22 protein-coding genes are annotated in these 17,616 nt (G+C 58.3%); 3 read left to right on the forward strand and 19 right to left on the reverse strand.

The features are described from left to right. Positions 1 to 128: 128 nt before the first annotated feature. The 9 genes from HRR99_RS04705 to HRR99_RS04745 all read right to left on the reverse strand — a co-directional run bounded on the left by HRR99_RS04705 (position 129) and on the right by HRR99_RS04745 (position 4,909). Entirely contained in the window at positions 129 to 656 is a 528-nt protein-coding gene (locus tag HRR99_RS04705) for a tyrosine phosphatase family protein (protein WP_233122959.1), read from the reverse strand. Continuing rightward, positions 653 to 1,264 carry an HD family hydrolase gene (locus HRR99_RS04710; protein WP_233122960.1) on the reverse strand — a complete coding sequence of 204 codons (612 nt, stop codon included), beginning with the start codon at positions 1,262 to 1,264 and terminating at the stop codon, positions 653 to 655. The genes HRR99_RS04705 and HRR99_RS04710 overlap by 4 nt, the downstream gene beginning before the upstream one ends. 2 nt (positions 1,265 to 1,266) lie before the next feature. After that, entirely contained in the window at positions 1,267 to 2,115 is an 849-nt protein-coding gene (gene ygfZ, locus HRR99_RS04715; RefSeq protein ID WP_233122961.1) for a CAF17-like 4Fe-4S cluster assembly/insertion protein YgfZ, read from the reverse strand. Between the two features lie 107 nt (positions 2,116 to 2,222). Beyond that, a complete protein-coding gene (locus HRR99_RS04720; protein WP_233122962.1) occupies positions 2,223 to 2,972 on the reverse strand; it encodes a hypothetical protein in 750 nt (249 codons plus the stop codon). 13 nt (positions 2,973 to 2,985) lie between these two features. Further along, a complete protein-coding gene (locus HRR99_RS04725) occupies positions 2,986 to 3,243 on the reverse strand; it encodes a hypothetical protein (protein WP_111841631.1) in 258 nt (85 codons plus the stop codon). A gap of 104 nt (positions 3,244 to 3,347) precedes the next feature. Beyond that, a complete protein-coding gene (locus HRR99_RS04730) occupies positions 3,348 to 3,773 on the reverse strand; it encodes a TIGR02301 family protein (RefSeq protein WP_422387291.1) in 426 nt (141 codons plus the stop codon). 62 nt (positions 3,774 to 3,835) lie between these two features. Next, entirely contained in the window at positions 3,836 to 4,255 is a 420-nt protein-coding gene (locus HRR99_RS04735; protein ID WP_233122963.1) for an NUDIX hydrolase, read from the reverse strand. Between the two features lie 73 nt (positions 4,256 to 4,328). Beyond that, a complete protein-coding gene (locus HRR99_RS04740; RefSeq protein WP_233122964.1) occupies positions 4,329 to 4,613 on the reverse strand; it encodes a type II toxin-antitoxin system RelE/ParE family toxin in 285 nt (94 codons plus the stop codon). Positions 4,614 to 4,636: 23 nt separating this feature from the next. Then, a complete protein-coding gene (locus HRR99_RS04745) occupies positions 4,637 to 4,909 on the reverse strand; it encodes a ribbon-helix-helix domain-containing protein (RefSeq protein WP_111841635.1) in 273 nt (90 codons plus the stop codon). Positions 4,910 to 5,045: 136 nt separating this feature from the next. On the opposite strand from HRR99_RS04745, the gene HRR99_RS04750 reads away from it, so the two are divergent. After that, the gene (locus tag HRR99_RS04750) at positions 5,046 to 5,369 is read left to right on the forward strand and encodes a YnfA family protein (RefSeq protein WP_233122965.1); all 324 of its coding nucleotides are present in this window, start codon (positions 5,046 to 5,048) and stop codon (positions 5,367 to 5,369) included. A gap of 11 nt (positions 5,370 to 5,380) precedes the next feature. Then, positions 5,381 to 6,142, forward strand: coding sequence for an SOS response-associated peptidase (locus HRR99_RS04755; RefSeq protein ID WP_233122966.1), 762 nt, complete (start codon positions 5,381 to 5,383; stop codon positions 6,140 to 6,142). A 37-nt stretch (positions 6,143 to 6,179) separates the two neighbouring features. Here HRR99_RS04755 and HRR99_RS04760 read toward each other — a convergent pair whose 3' ends face one another. From HRR99_RS04760 to HRR99_RS04780, 6 genes are all read right to left on the reverse strand, one after another. After that, complete coding sequence (locus HRR99_RS04760; RefSeq protein WP_233122967.1) at positions 6,180 to 7,478, reverse strand: GGDEF domain-containing response regulator; 1,299 nt, start codon at positions 7,476 to 7,478, stop codon at positions 6,180 to 6,182. A 256-nt stretch (positions 7,479 to 7,734) separates the two neighbouring features. Next, positions 7,735 to 7,860, reverse strand: coding sequence for a hypothetical protein (locus HRR99_RS23175; protein ID WP_277877901.1), 126 nt, complete (start codon positions 7,858 to 7,860; stop codon positions 7,735 to 7,737). A 179-nt stretch (positions 7,861 to 8,039) separates the two neighbouring features. Further along, positions 8,040 to 8,906, reverse strand: a complete 867-nt coding sequence (locus tag HRR99_RS04765; RefSeq protein ID WP_112499155.1) for a CDP-alcohol phosphatidyltransferase family protein — start codon at positions 8,904 to 8,906, stop codon at positions 8,040 to 8,042. Between the two features lie 23 nt (positions 8,907 to 8,929). Then, the gene (locus HRR99_RS04770; RefSeq protein WP_111841639.1) at positions 8,930 to 9,628 is read right to left on the reverse strand and encodes a phosphatidylserine decarboxylase; all 699 of its coding nucleotides are present in this window, start codon (positions 9,626 to 9,628) and stop codon (positions 8,930 to 8,932) included. A gap of 149 nt (positions 9,629 to 9,777) precedes the next feature. After that, positions 9,778 to 11,667: an ABCB family ABC transporter ATP-binding protein/permease gene (locus HRR99_RS04775; RefSeq protein WP_233122968.1), complete on the reverse strand. Its 1,890-nt coding sequence runs from the start codon at positions 11,665 to 11,667 to the stop codon at positions 9,778 to 9,780. Positions 11,668 to 11,782: 115 nt separating this feature from the next. Beyond that, the gene (locus tag HRR99_RS04780; protein ID WP_233122969.1) at positions 11,783 to 13,855 is read right to left on the reverse strand and encodes a LysM peptidoglycan-binding domain-containing protein; all 2,073 of its coding nucleotides are present in this window, start codon (positions 13,853 to 13,855) and stop codon (positions 11,783 to 11,785) included. A 154-nt stretch (positions 13,856 to 14,009) separates the two neighbouring features. Between HRR99_RS04780 and HRR99_RS04785 the strand changes: the two genes are divergently transcribed. Beyond that, positions 14,010 to 14,630, forward strand: a complete 621-nt coding sequence (locus HRR99_RS04785; protein WP_233122970.1) for an LOG family protein — start codon at positions 14,010 to 14,012, stop codon at positions 14,628 to 14,630. Positions 14,631 to 14,633: 3 nt separating this feature from the next. On the opposite strand, the gene rarD is transcribed toward HRR99_RS04785, so the two are convergent. The 4 genes from rarD to HRR99_RS04805 form a co-directional block, all read right to left on the reverse strand. After that, the gene (gene rarD / locus HRR99_RS04790) at positions 14,634 to 15,548 is read right to left on the reverse strand and encodes an EamA family transporter RarD (protein WP_233123421.1); all 915 of its coding nucleotides are present in this window, start codon (positions 15,546 to 15,548) and stop codon (positions 14,634 to 14,636) included. A 169-nt stretch (positions 15,549 to 15,717) separates the two neighbouring features. Beyond that, positions 15,718 to 16,674 carry a prolyl aminopeptidase gene (gene pip / locus HRR99_RS04795; RefSeq protein WP_233122971.1) on the reverse strand — a complete coding sequence of 319 codons (957 nt, stop codon included), beginning with the start codon at positions 16,672 to 16,674 and terminating at the stop codon, positions 15,718 to 15,720. Continuing rightward, positions 16,671 to 17,144: a GFA family protein gene (locus tag HRR99_RS04800; RefSeq protein ID WP_233122972.1), complete on the reverse strand. Its 474-nt coding sequence runs from the start codon at positions 17,142 to 17,144 to the stop codon at positions 16,671 to 16,673. The genes pip and HRR99_RS04800 overlap by 4 nt, the downstream gene beginning before the upstream one ends. Continuing rightward, on the reverse strand, positions 17,141 to 17,608 hold the full coding sequence (locus HRR99_RS04805) for a GFA family protein (protein ID WP_233122973.1): 468 nt from the start codon (positions 17,606 to 17,608) through the stop codon (positions 17,141 to 17,143). The genes HRR99_RS04800 and HRR99_RS04805 overlap by 4 nt, the downstream gene beginning before the upstream one ends. Positions 17,609 to 17,616: the final 8 nt, after the last annotated feature.

Genomic DNA, 17,616 nt, shown 5'->3' on the forward strand with positions numbered 1-17,616 from the left:
CTATCATAGCCTCTTTGGTTTGTCCTATGCCTCGGCAAACGAGGGCTCCGGCATTTTGCTCCATTGAAAATTGAAAAAGCGCGCTAAAGCGGGAAGGCGGTGCTTGTTGGTCCAATCAAGTCAGGACGTTATGCGATGGCGTCACTCAGCGGCAGCACGAAGGGCACATTGCCGTCCGTATCCGCGCCGCGCCCGATCGTCTTGATGGCGGCAACCAGCGCGCCACCCCGTCCCAGCAATTGATCGCCGATAGCGATGATGCGTGAATTGGGCGTGGAATAGGGCGAGACCGCGCGCAATCTGGTGGCCAGTGCTGCGTCATCCTGTTGTGGCTGCACGGCCAGAACAGCGATCAGCGCTGCTGCCGGTGAGCGGGAAACGCCCATCCAGCAATGAACGAGAAGCGGCGCCGACTGATCCCAACTGCGCGCAAAATCGATCACTTGCTGAACATGGACTTCATCCGGCGCAATCAGCTTGTCGGTGCCCTTGAAGGTGATGTCATTCATCTGCAAGGTCAGGTGCCGGTCTGCCGAGATGACGGCAGGACGATGAAAGGCCTGCTCCTTGGCAATCAGTGTGATCATCTCTTTCGATTTATGGCGCACGGCCATTTCCGCGATGCGCGATAGCGGCGATACGACGATAGCGGTCATGGTCCTGCCTTTCGCAACAGTTCGATGGCCTCGAAACGTTGCATGAACCGGCTTTGCGCGGCAAGTGCCGGTGCCGGTTCGATATCGATCATGTCTTTGGTGATGCCGCGCGGCAGGCCGAAAAACTTGTTTGCTTCCGCCATGGAGAAACCGGCAAGCTCGGTCGCTTCGAAATAGGCGGCGACGGTATCGGCTTTCTTGATCCGGTCTTTCAGATCGCGGCTGGCATGCGGTGGCAGGCCGAAACGCAGGTGTATGGCAGCCTCCAGCCGCTTTTCCACGCTCTTGTAGCCGCCACCTACCACGGATTTGAACGGAGAAATCATATCGCCGATGACATATTCCGGTGCATCGTGCAGCAGGGCAAACAGCATATCATTGGCCGTTGCAGCCGGGTTCATGCGGCAGAAAATGGTCTCGACGATCAGGCTGTGCTGAGCAACAGAAAATGCGTGATCGCCGCGTGTCTGGCCGTTCCAGCGTGCGACGCGCGCAAGCCCGTGGGCGATATCGACCAGTTCGACATCGAGCGGCGAGGGGTCCAGAAGGTCTAGCCGCCTGCCGGACAGCATGCGTTGCCACGCACGTGGCGTCTTAGGCGCGGCCAAACTCAGGCCTCCGCATTGGCCGCAGGGTCTGCGCTGGGAAAGCTGAGGCCGCTCCATGCAGGCAGGGCGACAGTCACGGCCACATCATCTGCCATGATATTGGTGCCGGACGCGATGGCGTCTGCGACGCGGTCGGTGCGGACGATGGCAAGCCCCTTGCTGCCACTGACAGTGCCAAGCGTGCCGATGGGCTTGCCGCCTGCCATAAGTTCGGTGCCGACAGCCGGGAGCGCCGTTTGCGCGCTGACGATGACGACACGCCTACGCGCAGTGCCGCGATGCTTCATGCGCGACACGACTTCCTGGCCCACAAAGCATCCTTTTTTGAAGGAAACACCGCCGTTCACATCCATCATTACATCGTGTGGAAAAGCATCCTGCAACGCGTAATCTGCGCCTGCGATGACGATACCGTTCTCGACGCGCAAAGCGTTGTAGGTCGCGGCATCACCGGAAGCGGATGCGCCGGGCGCGCGGACGAGATCAACACCAGCGGCTGCAAAAAGGCTGTCCTTGATGGCGCCTTCTGGAGCAGTCTCATTCCAGTAAACGCTGATACCCGGTGTCGTGTCCGCCTTGAGTTCGACCGGCGCGCGCAGCTTGTAGAGCGTCAGACGGCGCAGAAGGGCGTCCTGCTGGTCGGCGCCGGTTTCGAGCACATAGCCTTTGCTATCGCGCCAGATCAGGAACTCGAACATAATTTTGCCCTGCGGCGTCAGCAGCGCACCTGTGCGAGCTTCGCCTTCGGGCAGGGAATCGAGATCTGACGTGATGAGGTTCTGCAAAAAGTCCGTGGCACCGGTGCCGGAAACACGGATGAGAGCGCGGTCTGGAAGAAAAGCGGAGGACATGGGCGTTACCGTTCGGGTTTGTTCATCTCGAACAAAAACATGTCGCGTGCCCCTGTTCACACGACATGTTCTAGGGTTTTTGACGAGAAACGACAAGCGCTTCCGGTTCAGTCACCTGCGGTGAAGAACTTCCACTGACCATCTGGCGAGATGCCGATGCGGTAAAAGCTGTAATTGCCGTATTCCTGCATGTCGGCCAGATCACCAGCGGTGATGATGCGCAGCAACTCCACTTTTTCCGGTGGTGTCAGGGTGGTCAGCGACTTACCGGCGAAATAGGGGAAGACATACATTTCATCCGGCGTGCCGGCGTCGATATGGGCGTAGCCGGTGGATAGCAGATCGATGATGATGGCGAGAACTTCCAGACCATCGGGGTCGCCGGAGAAGCTTTTCAGTGCTGCGATAGGGTCTTCACCATCGCCATCAACGCGGGCCTGGTTGGGGCCGGGATTGACCAGCGGACGCAGCTTTTCAATGTTGCCGGTCGCGGCGGCATCGATAATCATCTGGCGCAAACGGCGAACCGGCTCCGGTGCCTTGCTGATGTCGTGCTCGATCTGGGCGGAAATCTGCGGTGTGTCTTTGTCTGCGGGCGCAGCCTGCTGACCGGAAGAGCGGTTGACCAACGGGTCGGGCAGGGGAATGCCATCCGAATCGCCTTCGATAGCCTCCGGCTCCACCGGCTGCTGCTTGTCGGCGGGCTTTTCACCTTCTTCGGTGGCAGCGCCCGGTGCAGGCTTGAGTTCGGACAGCGCGAAGGCGCCGTTGGGAAAGCTGACTGCGGCAAGCGTCAGAGAAAGCGTCAAGGAAAGCGCGGCAGATGACCGCAAAAGCCCCTTGAGAGAGCAAGACATAGTGAACTCCGGCTTATTGAATAATGCGATGCGGGGAAAACTCGCCTTCGAGCATCCGTTGGCGCAACGATTCGAGCATGGCTTCGGCGCCAGCTTCGCCATGCATGCGGATGGTTTCGCGCATGGCCAGAGCAATAGCGGCGTCTGCGATAATCTCCGGCTCGATGCCATCGGCCATACCATCGGCCCATGCTTCGTTCTGATGTTCCAGAGCGACCTGCATCTTTTCATGCACGATCATATCGTGGATTTCGTTACGGCTTGTTTGCATCTTTCATCCTCGACAGGCAGGCAACTCGTTACCACCCTGTTAACAACTCTAACAGTCTTTTATCAAAACGGCACGGCCTGCGACCAAAAGAGGTTAATAAACCTCTAATTTCCAAACCTTGACGCGATTTCTTGCGCCAGTGTTGCCCCTTCGATACGGTATTTCTCTTCCGCTGCGATTGCAGCCGGTGTGCAGGCGGTGTGAACCGCCGCGAATGTGCGATAACCGCGGTTGAAGGCAGCCGTCATGCGTTGCTTGCGCTGCGGTTCGCTGGCCGTGTCTGCCGCCAGAAGGTCGCCCATCGCCTTTCGCCACTCTTCCGAACCGGTGGCGGGGCACAGCGTGCGAAGATATTGCACCGCTCCCAGAATTTCAGACAGACGGGCCATCTGGTTATCATAGGGCGCGGGTTTGTTTTGCTGGGGTGGCGCGGATGGTGACGGCGCAGACGGCTGTGCGGCGGAAAGGGATGCGAAAGGCATCACCACACCCAGGCCAATCAACAGCGAAAGCGAAAGTCGTCGTTTCATCAATTTACGCATTACCCGACAGGTTGTTTCAACAACGTGCTTGCAGATAGCCGCGATTCTGCTCAGCATTGCAACTGGCCCAGCACACGTTGTGCGCATTCCAGTACGCTTTCCGGCACGGGAAGGGCGCGGATTTCCTCCAGCGTGTACCAACCGGCATCCGCCGCATCATCTGCTGCCATCACAAGTGCGTCCTCATCGGCCTCGACGGTAAAGACCGACAGAAAGAAGTGGCTGGTCAGCTGCCCTGCATTGTCATGGGACGGAAGATCATAGGTAGCGAAGAGGCGTGGATTCCGCGCGATGACACCCGTTTCTTCCGCCAGCTCCCGCAGAGCCGTTTCTTCCGGCGTCTCACCCTCATCGCCCCGGCCGCCCGGAAAGGCGAACATGTCCTGCGAAGGTGGGTTGATGCGCCGCACAAGAAGCAGACGATCCCCACGGCGCAGGATTGCGGAAGAGGCAGGTTGTGGTTGGGGCATGGAACATCCTTTGCGATGAAACATCCCATTATGCGCTCAACCTTGCAGGAAACGTGGCGGGAGCACAAAGCGTTTAGAAAAGCGCTTTCAAGTCGCGTCGGCCATCTATCACCCTGACGATAAGCACGTGTTTGACAACGTCATATAAGGTGTCCGGCGTTGCTTCGTAGAGAATGACATAGGGCGCTTTAACGAGCATTCGCACCGAGGGGAAGATATCGGGCCGTTTTTCACCCGCAAGCGGGTGTCTCGTCAGCAAATCCACTTTTTCTCGGAAATCTTTAAAATACCGCTCTGCGCTTTGTGGATTTACTTTGGAAAGATCGATGTAGATTTTCTTGACGTCTGCCCGTGCCATAGGCGTCCAGAGAATCCTGACTTTCATTTTTTTAAAGCAGCAAGTTCGGCGCGCGCTTCATTCAGTGCTGCCTCGAGATCGACTTCAGTGGCGTTGCCGCTGGCCTTGCCGTCCGTCCACATCTTGCGCAGTCTGGCGATATCGCCACGCCGCTCAGACCATTTGGCGGCCCAGTCTCGCATTGCCTCGCGGATGACTTCGCTGCCACTGGCGTAAGCGCCGCTCTCCACCGCATCACGGAGAACTTCTGCATGTTGTGGTGTCATCGATACACTGATTTTCTGCACGTTTGCCATGGGACGCTCCATCTGAAACCGGTAGTAATTTTTACTACCAACTTGAGGTTTCCGCAATGCGAATACGACAGGATATTCTATGTACTTTTGGGTTGAAGTTAGGATACCCATCAGAATCGGAGCCGGGAATCGTTTTATGAAACTCTACCTCATCTATGCCGCTGCCGCTCTGGCGGAAATTGCCGGTTGCTTCGCATTCTGGGCGTGGCTGCGGATGGGAAAGAGTGTGGGCTGGCTGTTGCCCGGCATGATCTCGCTGGCAGCCTTTGCATGGTTGCTGACGCTGGTGCCGACGGAAGCGGCGGGCAGGGCGTATGCCGCGTATGGCGGGATTTACATCGTCGCGTCGCTGATCTGGCTCTGGAGCGTGGAGGGGCACACGCCTGATCGCTGGGATATAGCTGGCGGTGTCGTTTGTCTGGCGGGTGCTTCGCTCATCCTGTTTGGTCCAAGAGCGTAAGGGAGGCGGCGATGTGCGGGCGCTTCGTTTTGAATGCAACGCCGGAAGAGGTTGCGGAGTATCTCGACCTGATTGGTCTGGAGGATTTTCCGGCCCGTTTCAACATCGCGCCAACCCAGCCCATTCTGGTCATCCTCGAAGGGGCGCGGCCAGAACCGGGCAGCAATTTGCCGAACCGGCAGGCCATGCTGGCGCGGTGGGGTTTCCTGCCCGGCTGGGTGAAGGACCCCAAGGAATTTCCGTTGTTGATCAATGCCCGCTCTGAAACCGCCATTGGCAAGGCGTCGTTTCGCGCGGCCATGCGCCACCGCCGCGTTCTCATTCCAGCCACCGGCTTTTACGAGTGGCGCAGGCCTGCGAAGGAAGAAGGCGGCAAGGCGCAGGCCTATTACATCAAGCCGAAACACGGCGGTATCGTCGCTTTCGCAGGCCTGATGGAAACATGGTCGTCGGCAGATGGATCGGAAGTCGATACGGGCGCAATTCTGACGACCGCCGCCAACCACTCGATATCCCGTGTCCACGACCGGATGCCGGTGGTGATTGCGCCGGAGGATTTCAGCCGCTGGCTGGACTGCAAGACGCAGGAGCCGCGCGACGTTTCCGACTTGATGACAGCAGCGAGCGAAGATTTCTTCGATCTTGTGCCGGTCTCGGACAAGGTCAACAAGGTCGCAAACACCGGACCTGATCTCATAGAGGCCATCACCGAAAGCCAACCGCTTGCGCGAGCCGCTTCTAAAAATTCAGACGAGCAACTCTCGCTGTTCTAAGGTCCAGCAAGAGACGATGTTTTCTTTGACGAGGAAGTTAGCGGCGTCCGCCTTCCGCGCGCGCCTGGGTGATGACGGGATCGGGATAAACGCGGTTTCGGCCATTCTCCTTTGCCATGTAAAGCAATCGGTCCGCAGCGGTTAGCTGGTTGCCGATGGGCTCGTTGCTTTCGATTTCCACGACACCGATGGAGATCGTCAGCGCCACGTCGCAGATGCTGAAGTACATCCCGTTTTTTTCCACCGCTTCGCGCATGGCTTCACAGAAGTCATAGGCCTGCTCGCCACTCAATCCTTTCAGCAGCAGGCCGAACTCCTCGCCACCGAGCCGGGCGACGAGGTGACCATGTGGAACGCATAGGTCTGACAACAGCCGGGCCAGCTTGGTCAATGCCCTGTCGCCAGCCTCGTGACCCAACGTGTCGTTGATCTTCTTGAAATAGTCGATGTCGAGGATGGCGACCGCACCGCCCGTTGACTGATCGCCCTGGGCTTTCATCGTTTCGAGAAAGGCGTTTGCCTGATCAAAAAACGAACGACGGTTGGAAAGGCCGGTAAGGTCGTCGCGATCTGCAAGTTGGCGCAGCCGCATCAGTTGCTTGAGCGTTTCGATGTTGTTGTCGATCCGGCATTGCAATTCTTCCGGCACGAAAGGGCGATAGATGAAATCCGAGGCGCCTGCTTTCAGAAACTGCGCAGACAGCATGCGATCCGTGGAAGCCGAAACGCCGACAATTCGCAGGTCCTGCGATGTGCGGCTAAGGCGGATGCGGCGGGTCAACTCGTGACCATCCATATCGGGCATCAGGTAATCGGTAATCACAAGCTGGATGGAAGGCTCGCTTGCCAGAATTTCCAACGCCTGCGCGCCGGAATGGGCTTCGCGAACGGTGAAATTCTGCCGCGCCAGAATTTCGACGAGGCTGGAGCGGGCGGCGCGCGCATCATCTACGACCAGAATGGAGAACTGCCGGTTGGTCAGAATTCGCTCGACGGTCTTGACCACCGTTTCCACGGTGCGATGGGTGTCCTTGACGATGTAGTCGATGATCTTCCGTTCCGCGTAGTGCAGTCGTGCCGTGTCATCGACAGTTCCGGTAAAGACGATCGTGGGCACATTGCGCTTCTCCAGCGCGGTCAGGATTTCGCCATTGGGTGCATCGGGAAGGTTGAGACCAGTCAACGCCAACGTAAACCGGTGTCGCTCGATCAGAATCTGTGCGTCTTTGAGAGTATCGCAGTGAAAAACATTCGCCGTCGTGTCGGCACTCAGTCGGGTTTTCAACAACATGGAAAGCGCGATAGAATCTTCGACGATTAGAATCTTGTCCTGCATGGCAATATCTCGATCTGAAAATACGATGATCTGAAAATGAATTTCGGTCGAAAGGCACTGCATCTGCCCGGAGATACCCGAAGAAGCTGCAATTACGCATGAAAAGATTGCAAAACATAAAATTCCAAGCCGCTTTCACGGTTTGGTTGTCGAATGACGAGTGACGCTGTGCGAGCGGCATCCACCTCAAAACAAAAACGGCGCCCGGTGGCGCCATTTGTCTGTCGTCAAAAAACTGTAGCGGCTAAAGTTGTGCTCACACCGTCTTCGGCTTGCGGGCCACCATCATGGCGGCGGCTGCGACGGCTCTCAGACCAAGCGGCTGATAATGGCTGTTGAGATCAGGTTTTGCCGGGGCTTCGGCTTTTTTCGTTTCGGTCATTCCACTCTCCAGAGGTCCTGTGCAAGCCTTCGATTCGCGGGCTTGCCTGATGACGTCTGTCGTGGGGAATCGTGACGAATTCGAGGCAATTTTAATCAATTGAAAATTGCACACTGCGACATTTCGTGTTCGGCCTGCGCCTCAAACCCGCCGCAATAAAGCTGGTGGTTGCCGTAGCGTCAGATGCCCCGATCCATGCCTACGCCATCATGATGATCGCCATGGGCGTCCTCATCGATGGTGAGCGTGCCGTAACGCTTGTGCCAGATGCGCGCACTGAATGGAAGGAAGACGAGATAGGCGAGAACCGTCACCACCAGAATTTCCCACGTAAAGCTCATTAGCAGCGCCACGTAGAGCACGACGATGAGAATGGCGGGCATGACGAGATCGCGGCGGATGCGGCTTTCGGACTTGCCCGACCAGACCGGCAGACGGCTGATGAGGAAGTAGCCGATCAGGACCGTGTAAGCGGCAGCGAAATACGCGAAGGTCTTGCCGGGCTCGATGCCGAGAAAACCGAGATAGACGGGCAGTAGCACCAGCATGGCACCCATGGGGGCGGGCACACCGACGAAGAATTCGTTCTGCCACGGTGCCTTGACCTCACGTTCGATCATGACGTTGAAGCGCGCGAGGCGCAGACCAGCAGCGATGACGTAGATGAGGGCCGCGATCCAGCCGAGTGAGCGGGCTTGATCAAGAAGGTACGCGTAGACGACGAGAGCCGGCGCAACACCGAAGTTGACGATATCCGCCAGCGAATCCATCTGCGCGCCGAACTTGGAGGTCGCCTTCATCATGCGGGCAAGACGTCCGTCGACACCATCCAGAAACGCCGCCAGCAGAACCATAGCAACAGCCAGTTCGAACCGGCCTTCGAAAGCAAGCCTGACACCGCTGAGGCCAGCACAAATGGCAAGCACGGTGACGAGATTGGGGATGATGAGCCGCAGCGGGATTTCCCGAAGGCGCGGCCCGCGACCGCTATCCTTGGTCATCTCGGGCTTGTCGTTGGTGCTGGGCGATGGTGTCGGCGTGTCCATAGTGCTCGCTTCCTATCGTCTGATCAGCCGCGACGGCTGATGACCGGACCCTTGGCAGAACCGAATTCCGCCAGAACGGTTTCACCGGCAATGGCTGTCTGGCCAACGGAAACGCGTGGCTGGAAGCCTTCCGGCAGGAAGATGTCCAGACGCGAACCGAAGCGGATGAGGCCGAAGCGCTCACCGGCATCGACGGGCTCGTTCGGCTTGACCCAGCAGACGATGCGGCGGGCGACCATGCCTGCGATCTGAACGACGCCGACCTTGCCGTGCGCCGTCTCGATGACGAGGCCGTTACGCTCATTGTCTTCCGACGCCTTGTCGACTTCGGCATTGAGGAAGAGGCCGGGACGATAGGCGACATTGATGATGCGGCCACGCACGGGCGCGCGGTTTACGTGGCAGTTAAAGACGTTCATGAAAACGGAAATGCGGACCATCGGCTCCTTGCCGAGTTCCAGTTCCAGCGGCGGGACCACGGTCATCACGGCGGAAACCTTGCCATCGGCAGGGCTGATAACGAGGTCGTCATCCTGCGGCGTGACGCGCTCTGGATCGCGGAAGAAATAGGCGCACCAGGCGGTCAGCACGAGGCCAACCCAGAACAGCGGTTCGGCTATCCAGCCAAGCACCAGCGATGCGACGAAGAAGGCGGCCACAAAGACATAACCTTCCTTATGGATCGGCACGATGGTGTTACGAATGGTGTCGAACAGGCTCATTGATCTTTCTTCTCCGAATTGATTACCGCTGCATATATAATGACTTCACGAGGATATACATGTTCTAACGCGATAAAACACGCATAGGTGACTACAGGCAAACCGTGTCACGGGCAATGTGTTCTGCTTGCGCACCGGGGTTATACCCGTCAATGCGCAGGCTCGCCGCGATCCACGACACCCAGATCGTCCTTCTCGCGCACTTCACGCAGGCGCTCTTCCGCCTGAATGGCCTCGCGCTGGCGGCTCCACATCGAGGCGTATAGCCCGCCGGAGGCGATGAGCGATATGTGGGTGCCGCGCTCGGCGATCATGCCATCCTTCAGCACGATGATCTCATCTGCGCCGATGACGGTGGAAAGGCGGTGGGCGATGACGAGCGTGGTGCGGTTTTTCGACACCACATCCAGTGCGCTCTGGATTTCCTGCTCCGTGTGCGTGTCCAATGCCGACGTTGCCTCATCGAGAATGAGGATCGGCGGTGCCTTCAAGATGGTGCGGGCGATGGCGACGCGCTGTTTTTCTCCGCCGGAGAGTTTCAGGCCTCTTTCTCCGACCATGGTGTCGTAGCCATGCGGCAACTTGCTGATGAAACCGCTGATCTGGGCGGCATTGGCCGCTGCCATCACCTCGGCCTCGGTAGCGTCGGGGCGACCGTAGCGAATATTGTAGGCGAGCGTATCGTTAAACAGCACTGTGTCCTGCGGAACCATGCCGATGCCCGAGCGCAGGCTTTTCTGGGTGACGTCGCGGATGTCCTGACCATCGATGGTAATCGCGCCGCCCTGGATATCGTAGAAACGGTAGAGCAACCGCGACAGGGTGGACTTGCCCGCACCAGATGGGCCGACGATGGCCACGGTCTTTCCCGCGGGCACATCGAATGAAATACCCTTGAGAATGGGCCGTTCCGCATCATAGGCGAAATGCACATCGCGAAAACAGAGGGCTCCGGTGCCGATCTGCAGTTCCTTCGCATCCGGTGCATCCACCACTTCTGCCTGGACTTCGAGCAGATCGAACATCTCTTCGATATCCGTCAGCCCCTGGCGGATTTCGCGGTAGACGAAGCCGATGAAATTGAGCGGCACGGAAAGCTGCAAAAGCAGCGCATTGATGAAAACGAAATCGCCGATGGTCTGTTCGCCGCGCTGAACGGCCAGCGCCGACATGACCATCATGATTGCGGAGCCGAGGCCGAAAATGACGCCCTGACCAAAGTTCAGCCAGCCAAGCGATGTCCAGATCGCGGTCGCCGATTTTTCATAGCGCGCCATGGAGGCATCGAAACGGCTGGCCTCCATCTGTTCGTTGCCGAAGTATTTGACGGTTTCGAAATTCAGCAGCGAATCGATGGCCTTGGTGTTGGCGTCGGTATCGCTGTCGTTCATGGAGCGGCGAATGCCGATGCGCCAGTTGCTGGCTTTGACCGTGAACCAGATATAGGCCCACACGGTGATGACGGTGACGAAGACATACCAGAAGCCATAGGTCAGCCAGAAGATGACGGCGGTCAGCAGGAACTCGATAAAGGTCGGAGCCGTATTGAGAATGGTGAAGCGCACGATGGTTTCGATGCCCTTCGTGCCGCGCTCTATGACGCGAGACAGGCCGCCAGTCTTGCGCTCCAGATGGAAGCGCAGCGACAGACGGTGCATATGCACGAAGGTCTTGTAGGCCAGTTGCCGGACGGCGTGCTGGCCGACGCTGGCAAACAGTGCATCCCGTAACTGGTTGAAGCCGATCTGGATCAGCCGTGTCAGATTATAGGCAACCACCAGCACCACGGCACCCAGCAGAAATGCCGGGACGAGCCCGGCAAGATCGAGCTTACCGTTCAGCGCATCTGTTGCCCATTTGAAGAAATAGGGAACCGAAATCAGCACCAGCTTGGCGACCAACAGAAAGAACGTTGCCCAGACCACGCGCATTTTCAGGTCCGGCCTACCTTGCGGCCACATATAGGGCCAAAGGTTCACGATGGTCTGGAGCGGATTGCTGGCATCCGCTGCGATCGTCTTCTTATTCGGGTCGGTCATGCTCTGCTCCGGCGTCTGCCGGGGTGCAGACAGCAAGACGGCGGCCCTGAGCGAGCCGCCGTCTTGACGTTAATTAATATTTGCACATCACTTTTGCAATGCCGCAAGACGCTGCTTACTTGCCCGTCATCCGCTTGCGGTGCAGTTCTTCCGCATTCGGCAGGGCGTTTTCGGGAACACCAAAAATCTGGCCGGGTTCGATCAGATCCGGGTTTTTGATCTGGTCCTGATTGGCAAGATAGATCGTGGTGTAACGCACGCCCTGGCCGTAGACGCGGCGCGAAATCTGCCACAGCGTATCGCCCCGACGAATGATGACGGCGCTGTCGCTATGGGCGAGGGGTGCCTGTTCGAAGGTTCTGGGACCGCTCTGAGCAAGTGCAGGTGTCTGAGCCTGCGCGGAAGTCGGTTCCGCCGTGACGGGGGCTTCCGCATTCAGTTCCGCGAAACGATCCGTCAGCCCGGCAATCTGCTTGCCGATGGCTGCGACATCGTTCGGTAAACCATCGATGACGGCATACAGCGCGCGGGCCTTGGCAGTGATGTCAGCGACGAAGGCGGTAAAGGCCGGATCGGCAGTCGCCGCCGTGCGGAACTCCGAAAGGGAGCGCAACGCAATCGACGTGGCGGATTTCGCAGCGGCGACCTCTTCCAGAGCAGGCGTCTTGCCGTCCTTGTAAAGACCGGAAAGGATGGCGAATGCCTTGGTGACATCGTCGCGCAGGGCTTCGAATGCCGTGCGGTCGCTGACCACGCCCGGATCCTGTTGAGGAGCGGCTGTGGTGTTGGGTGTCGCGGGCTGTGCGGGTGCCTGCTGCATGGCCACGGTCGCCTGATCCGTTGCGGGGCGCGCGAAGGGCACCCGGACGCGGACGGTGACGTTGCCAGCCGCATCAAGTGCTTCCGCCGTGACGATGTGGTTGCCGACGGAAAGATCGACATCACCTTCGATGACGAAACTGCCCGAAGCTTCCGCCTTGGCACTGCCGATCTGCTTGTCATCCACCAGCACGCGGACTGTCGTGTTTGCAGGTGCAGAACCGGCAACGAAAATCTTCGTGCCCTCGAACTCGACGGCCACCACGCGAATGGACGGCGTTTCCGTGGAGCTTGCTGCTGGCGCTTGACCTGGGGTCGCGGCAGGGGCTGTCGGTGCTGAACCGTTCTGCGCAGGTGCAGCGTTGCCTGGCTGCGACTGGGCGGCGGCGGTTTCGTTATTCGTCGTCGCTGGTGCTTGCAGGGCAGGCGACGCGGCGTCCGGCATGGTCATGACGCGGCTTGCCTTGCCCGGCGTGGTGACCATGGCAAGAAGTTCGCCGTTCTTTTGTGCTGGCACGGAAACCGTTGCGGTTTCCTGAGATTGTGCTGCCTTGCCATCCTTACCGGTAGCGCGCAGCACGATTTCGTGGTCGCCGGGTGGCAGAGGGTTGTCGAGAACGGCCGCAAAATCGCCGCTGCCTTCAACCGTCGTCCGTGCAATGACCTGACCGTTGTTGATGATATCGAGCTTCGAGCCCGGTGTTGCCTTGCCAGCGATGACCGCAGAGCCATCCGGCTCAACGCGGAGCACATCGAAGGTCGGAAGCTGTGCCGCATCGGCAGGTGCGGTAGCAGGGGCAGCAGGTGTCGGTGTTGCAGGCGCGACTGGTACCGGTGCGCCATCATCCGTGCCGGCAAACACGCCGGGCAGGCGGCGAACCTGTGCAGCTGCTTCCCGCGCATCCGCAGGCAGACCGCGTAGGAAGGCGATCGTTCTTTCCGCTGCCGTGCGTGCCGTGGTGATCAGGCGCGAGTTGTTCTCGTCCAGCGCTTCTGGAATATCGACATTGTCCAGTTCCTTCAGCGAATCCTCGACCTTCTTGCGCGCGGCTGCGAAGTCTTCGTTGGACGGCACGTTGTTGTCGGCGAAGCGGCCCGTCATGTCCTTGATGGACTGGGTTGCCGATTCAGCCAGACGTCCAACCTTCTCGGCAATATTGGTCGTCTCTTTTGCGGCGTCGGACAGGAGGTCACCTGCTTTGTCGCTACCCATTTCCAGGCTGTTCTTGACGTCGTTGCCAGCCTGATTGATGGCATCACCAATCGGCTTGTCGTCTGTGGACATGCGTGGAAGAACGAAGAAGACCATGAGAAGCGTCGCGACGCCAAGCACGATAAGCGCCAGCAGTCCGGCCCTTTTATTGTTCATCATCAATCTCCGGGTAACTTTCCTGTCTTCAAGTTGCGATAGCTAGCGTCTAAGTTACGCTCATACAAGCGGGAGGCCCGCAAAAGCAGCGTTTCCAGCCTGTCATCCCCCAAATTTTCTTGACGGATCGGCTGCCCCGATGTTCCTTCAGCCCATGAGTGAAGAAAATACATCGATTCGATCCATCTGCGTTTACTGCGGTTCCCAGCCCGGACGTGATCCGGCCTATATGGAAGCGGGCCGCGCACTCGGCAAATCCATCGCTGAAAACGGCCTGCGCCTTATTTATGGCGGTGGTACCAAGGGCATCATGGGTGCCGTGGCAAGCGGCGTTCTGGCCAGTGGCGGCGAAGTTACGGGCATCATACCGGAATTTCTAGTGGATATGGAGGCCACACGCCATTCTCTCGGACAATTGAACGAATTGATCATCACCAAGGACATGCATGAGCGCAAGCACATGATGTTCGAGCGATCGGATGCGTTCGTGACCCTGCCCGGTGGCATCGGCACGTTGGAAGAGATCGTCGAGATCATGACCTGGGCGCAGCTTGGCCGCCATGCCAAGCCGATGGTCTTCGCCAACATCAACGGTTTCTGGGACCCGATGCTGGAACTGATACGCCATATGCGCGATCAGGGCTTCATCCACCGCGCGCATCTGCTGAACCCGCTGGTGATCGACCAGATCGAGAATGTCGTTTCCGCCATCATCGAACGCGCCGCAGCCCAGCAGAACCCCGAGGGCGATCCGTCCGTCATCTCCCAGCTCTAAAGCTTATTTCGCTTTTCGGCTGCTGATCAGTCCAGGCACGGTGTAGATCAACAGCGCCGCCCAGATCATGATGAAGGCCACGAGGCGCACCGTGTCGAACGGTTCTTTGAAGATGAAGACAGCGATGATGAAGATCATCGATGGCGCGATATATTGCATAATGCCAATGGTTGACAGCTTCAGCAGCTTTGCGCCATTGCCGTAGAGAATAAGCGGTGTAGCGGTTACGATACCGCTGGCGATCAGCAGCCAGGTATCTGTGGGCGTTCCCGCCATGAAATGCGCCTGACCCGTGCTCATGAGATAGACGATGAAGGCAAGCGCCGGCGGCGTCAGCAGCAGCACTTCCAGCAGAAAACCCTGCGTCGGGCCGATGGGCAACGTCTTGCGAAAGAAGGCGTAAAAGCCCCAGGATACCGTCAAGGCGACGGAAACCCATGGCAGGCTGCCCGCGTGCCACGTCAGCAGGGCGACGGCCAGCGCGGAGAGGGCGATGGCCGATATCTGGAAACGGCTGAGGTTTTCCTTCAACAGCACGGCACCCAGAAAAATGCTGAACAGCGGATTGATGAAGTAACCAAGCGCGGCATCCAGCGCACGACCGCTGCCGATGGCCCAGATATAGACGCCCCAGTTGATGCTGATAATGGTTGCCGTCAGGCACGCCATGGCCAGCATGCGCGGCGTTGTCAGTGCTTTTCTGATTTCGGCGGTGCGCCCGAGAAGGATGAGCACGGCCGCGGCGATGGGTACTGACCAGATGACACGGTGCGCGATGACCTCGAACGGCGACACATGCGCGACGGCCTTCATGTAAAACGGTAGGAAACCCCACAGGATGTAGGAGGTAAAAGCGTAGGCAAAGCCACGCACGCCATCGCCGGGTTGCGAGGTCTCTGTTGTCTGGTTCACGGCCATTGGAGCTACCAATCTCATCGGATAGCACCGGCCTATTCCTGTCCGGCGTTATATACCAATTCATTTGCGTGAAGCATGCGGTGAGAAAAGCTTCATTTGTTCAAAAAACGAATGTGTCGCCTGAATCGGAATATCAGGCGGCACAAACAGGTATCTGTAATGATTGGCTTTACTTGCCCGCGAAGCGATCCGTCGCGCGGATGAGTTGATCAAGAATGCCGGGTTCGCTCAGCGCGTGGCCTGCGGCTTCGACAATGTGCAGATCGGCCTTCGGCCATGCCTTGGAAAGCTGCCATGCATATTTCAGCGGGCAGGGCATGTCATAGCGCCCGTGGACGATGACGCCGGGAATGTCTTTCAGCTTATAGGCATCGCGAAGCAACTGGCCGTCCTCGAACCACCCGGCATTGACGAAGTAATGCGTTTCGATACGGGCAAAGGCGATGGCATATTGGTCCTCACCGAATTCTTCCACGCGCGTGTGATCCGTAACCAGCGAGATCGTTGCGCCTTCCCATTGGCTCCAGGCCTTGGCGCATTCCAGTTTCTTTTTCTCGTCCGTGCCGGTCAGATAGCGATTATAGGCCACCATCGTCTCGTGGCGCTCGGCTTCGGGGATGGGTGCGATGAAAGTTTCCCAGCGGTCCGGGTACATTTCGGACACGCCGAACTGGTAGTACCAGTCCAGCTCCGGCTTGGTCAGCGTGTAGATGCCGCGCAGCACGAGCTCGCTCACCCGCTCAGGATGAGTCTCGGCGTAGGCAAGCGCCAGCGTTGAACCCCAGGAACCGCCGAAAACCTGCCATGTCTCGAAGCCGAATTTTTCCCGCAGCCTCTCCATGTCCGCCACCAGATGCCAAGTGGTGTTGGCGTCCAGCGACGCATGCGGCGTGGAGCGCCCGCAGCCGCGCTGGTCGAACAGGATGACATCGTAAAGCGCGGGATCGAACACCCGCCGCTGCGTGGGGGTAACCCCACCGCCGGGGCCGCCATGCAGGAAGACGGCAGGTTTGCCGCCCTTAGTGCCGACCCGCTCCCAATAGATCACATGGCCATCGCCGACATCCAGTATGCCGGTTTCGAAGGGTTCGATTTCCGGGTAGAAGCTGCGCAATTCTTCGCTCATGTCGTCTTTTCCTGTGGTGGCCAATGCGAGGTATCTTCGTCTGGATGCTGGCGGTTTTGAACGGTCTGCGCTGCACCGCTTTCCGGCTCTACAGGCAGGGTATCGAGATGAGCAAACCAGCCCATCTTGTTGGAAAGATTCGATTGTGCCTCGGGCGAGATGCTCTGCGGATCATCCAGCGAACCAAGTGTGACATTGATGAAATCCATGCCTGGAATATCATAGAATAACGGCGTACCGCATAATCCACAAAAGCCGCGTCGAACGTGTTCGGAGGAGTAAAACCAGTTCGGCTCTCCTCTGGTCAAAGTGAAGCGATCACGGCTGCTTGCGCCAAGCGGCAGGAAGTAGTTGCCCGAGGCCTTCTGGCACATGCGGCAGTGGCAGACATGCGGATAGCGGATATCGCCATCGATCCTGTAGCGCACGGCACCACACTGGCAACCGCCGGAGTATGCCGTTGCTGTCATGGGTTCACATTATCTTCCGGCGGCCAGACGTAGGTGTCGTGATCAGGGTGTTGGTAGGAGACCATGGAGCTCTCATCCAGACTTTGCTCCGCAGTTGGCTTGTCGAACAGCGCCTTGATCCACGGCATCTGCATATGCGTGTTCACCTGAACCTGCGGCTCGATCTCCTGCGGGTGATCGAAGGCGCCGATGGCGATCTCCACGCCGCCGGGATGATGATAGGTCAACGGCGTACCGCATTTGTTGCAAAAGCCACGATGGATTTTGGCAGATGAGCGGAAGAGGCTGGGCTGCCCGCGCGTCCACGTCAGATGCGCCTGATCCGCTGTCACCAGCGCGCCGAAGAAATTGCCGAAATGTTTCTGGCACATGCGGCAATGGCAGATGGATGGGCGACCAAGCTTGCCCGCATGAAACCGCACCGCGCCGCACTGGCATCCGCCGGAATAACCCGCATCACTCATCTGTCCTT

Origin of the sequence: Agrobacterium vaccinii (genome assembly GCF_021310995.1) — a bacterium.
Taxonomy (GTDB): Bacteria; Pseudomonadota; Alphaproteobacteria; order Rhizobiales; family Rhizobiaceae; genus Agrobacterium; species Agrobacterium vaccinii.

Bases quoted from the DNA above. Each gene is read 5' to 3' on its own strand.
- HRR99_RS04785 (WP_233122970.1), top strand. From the start codon at position 14,010: ATGAGTGAAGAAAATACATCGATTCGATCCATCTGCGTTTACTGCGGT.
- HRR99_RS04725 (WP_111841631.1), bottom strand. From the start codon at position 3,243: ATGCAAACAAGCCGTAACGAAATCCACGATATGATCGTGCATGAAAAG.
- HRR99_RS04735 (WP_233122963.1), bottom strand. From the start codon at position 4,255: ATGCCCCAACCACAACCTGCCTCTTCCGCAATCCTGCGCCGTGGGGAT.
- HRR99_RS04730 (WP_422387291.1), bottom strand. From the start codon at position 3,773: ATGAAACGACGACTTTCGCTTTCGCTGTTGATTGGCCTGGGTGTGGTG.
- HRR99_RS04755 (WP_233122966.1), top strand. From the start codon at position 5,381: ATGTGCGGGCGCTTCGTTTTGAATGCAACGCCGGAAGAGGTTGCGGAG.
- HRR99_RS04780 (WP_233122969.1), bottom strand. From the start codon at position 13,855: ATGAACAATAAAAGGGCCGGACTGCTGGCGCTTATCGTGCTTGGCGTC.
- HRR99_RS04805 (WP_233122973.1), bottom strand. From the start codon at position 17,608: ATGAGTGATGCGGGTTATTCCGGCGGATGCCAGTGCGGCGCGGTGCGG.
- HRR99_RS04770 (WP_111841639.1), bottom strand. From the start codon at position 9,628: ATGAGCCTGTTCGACACCATTCGTAACACCATCGTGCCGATCCATAAG.
- HRR99_RS04745 (WP_111841635.1), bottom strand. From the start codon at position 4,909: ATGGCAAACGTGCAGAAAATCAGTGTATCGATGACACCACAACATGCA.
- HRR99_RS04740 (WP_233122964.1), bottom strand. From the start codon at position 4,613: ATGGCACGGGCAGACGTCAAGAAAATCTACATCGATCTTTCCAAAGTA.
- HRR99_RS04775 (WP_233122968.1), bottom strand. From the start codon at position 11,667: ATGACCGACCCGAATAAGAAGACGATCGCAGCGGATGCCAGCAATCCG.
- HRR99_RS04720 (WP_233122962.1), bottom strand. From the start codon at position 2,972: ATGTCTTGCTCTCTCAAGGGGCTTTTGCGGTCATCTGCCGCGCTTTCC.
- HRR99_RS04760 (WP_233122967.1), bottom strand. From the start codon at position 7,478: ATGCAGGACAAGATTCTAATCGTCGAAGATTCTATCGCGCTTTCCATG.
- HRR99_RS04705 (WP_233122959.1), bottom strand. From the start codon at position 656: ATGACCGCTATCGTCGTATCGCCGCTATCGCGCATCGCGGAAATGGCC.
- HRR99_RS23175 (WP_277877901.1), bottom strand. From the start codon at position 7,860: ATGACCGAAACGAAAAAAGCCGAAGCCCCGGCAAAACCTGATCTCAAC.
- HRR99_RS04765 (WP_112499155.1), bottom strand. From the start codon at position 8,906: ATGGACACGCCGACACCATCGCCCAGCACCAACGACAAGCCCGAGATG.
- rarD (WP_233123421.1), bottom strand. From the start codon at position 15,548: ATGGCCGTGAACCAGACAACAGAGACCTCGCAACCCGGCGATGGCGTG.
- ygfZ (WP_233122961.1), bottom strand. From the start codon at position 2,115: ATGTCCTCCGCTTTTCTTCCAGACCGCGCTCTCATCCGTGTTTCCGGC.
- pip (WP_233122971.1), bottom strand. From the start codon at position 16,674: ATGAGCGAAGAATTGCGCAGCTTCTACCCGGAAATCGAACCCTTCGAA.
- HRR99_RS04750 (WP_233122965.1), top strand. From the start codon at position 5,046: ATGAAACTCTACCTCATCTATGCCGCTGCCGCTCTGGCGGAAATTGCC.
- HRR99_RS04800 (WP_233122972.1), bottom strand. From the start codon at position 17,144: ATGACAGCAACGGCATACTCCGGCGGTTGCCAGTGTGGTGCCGTGCGC.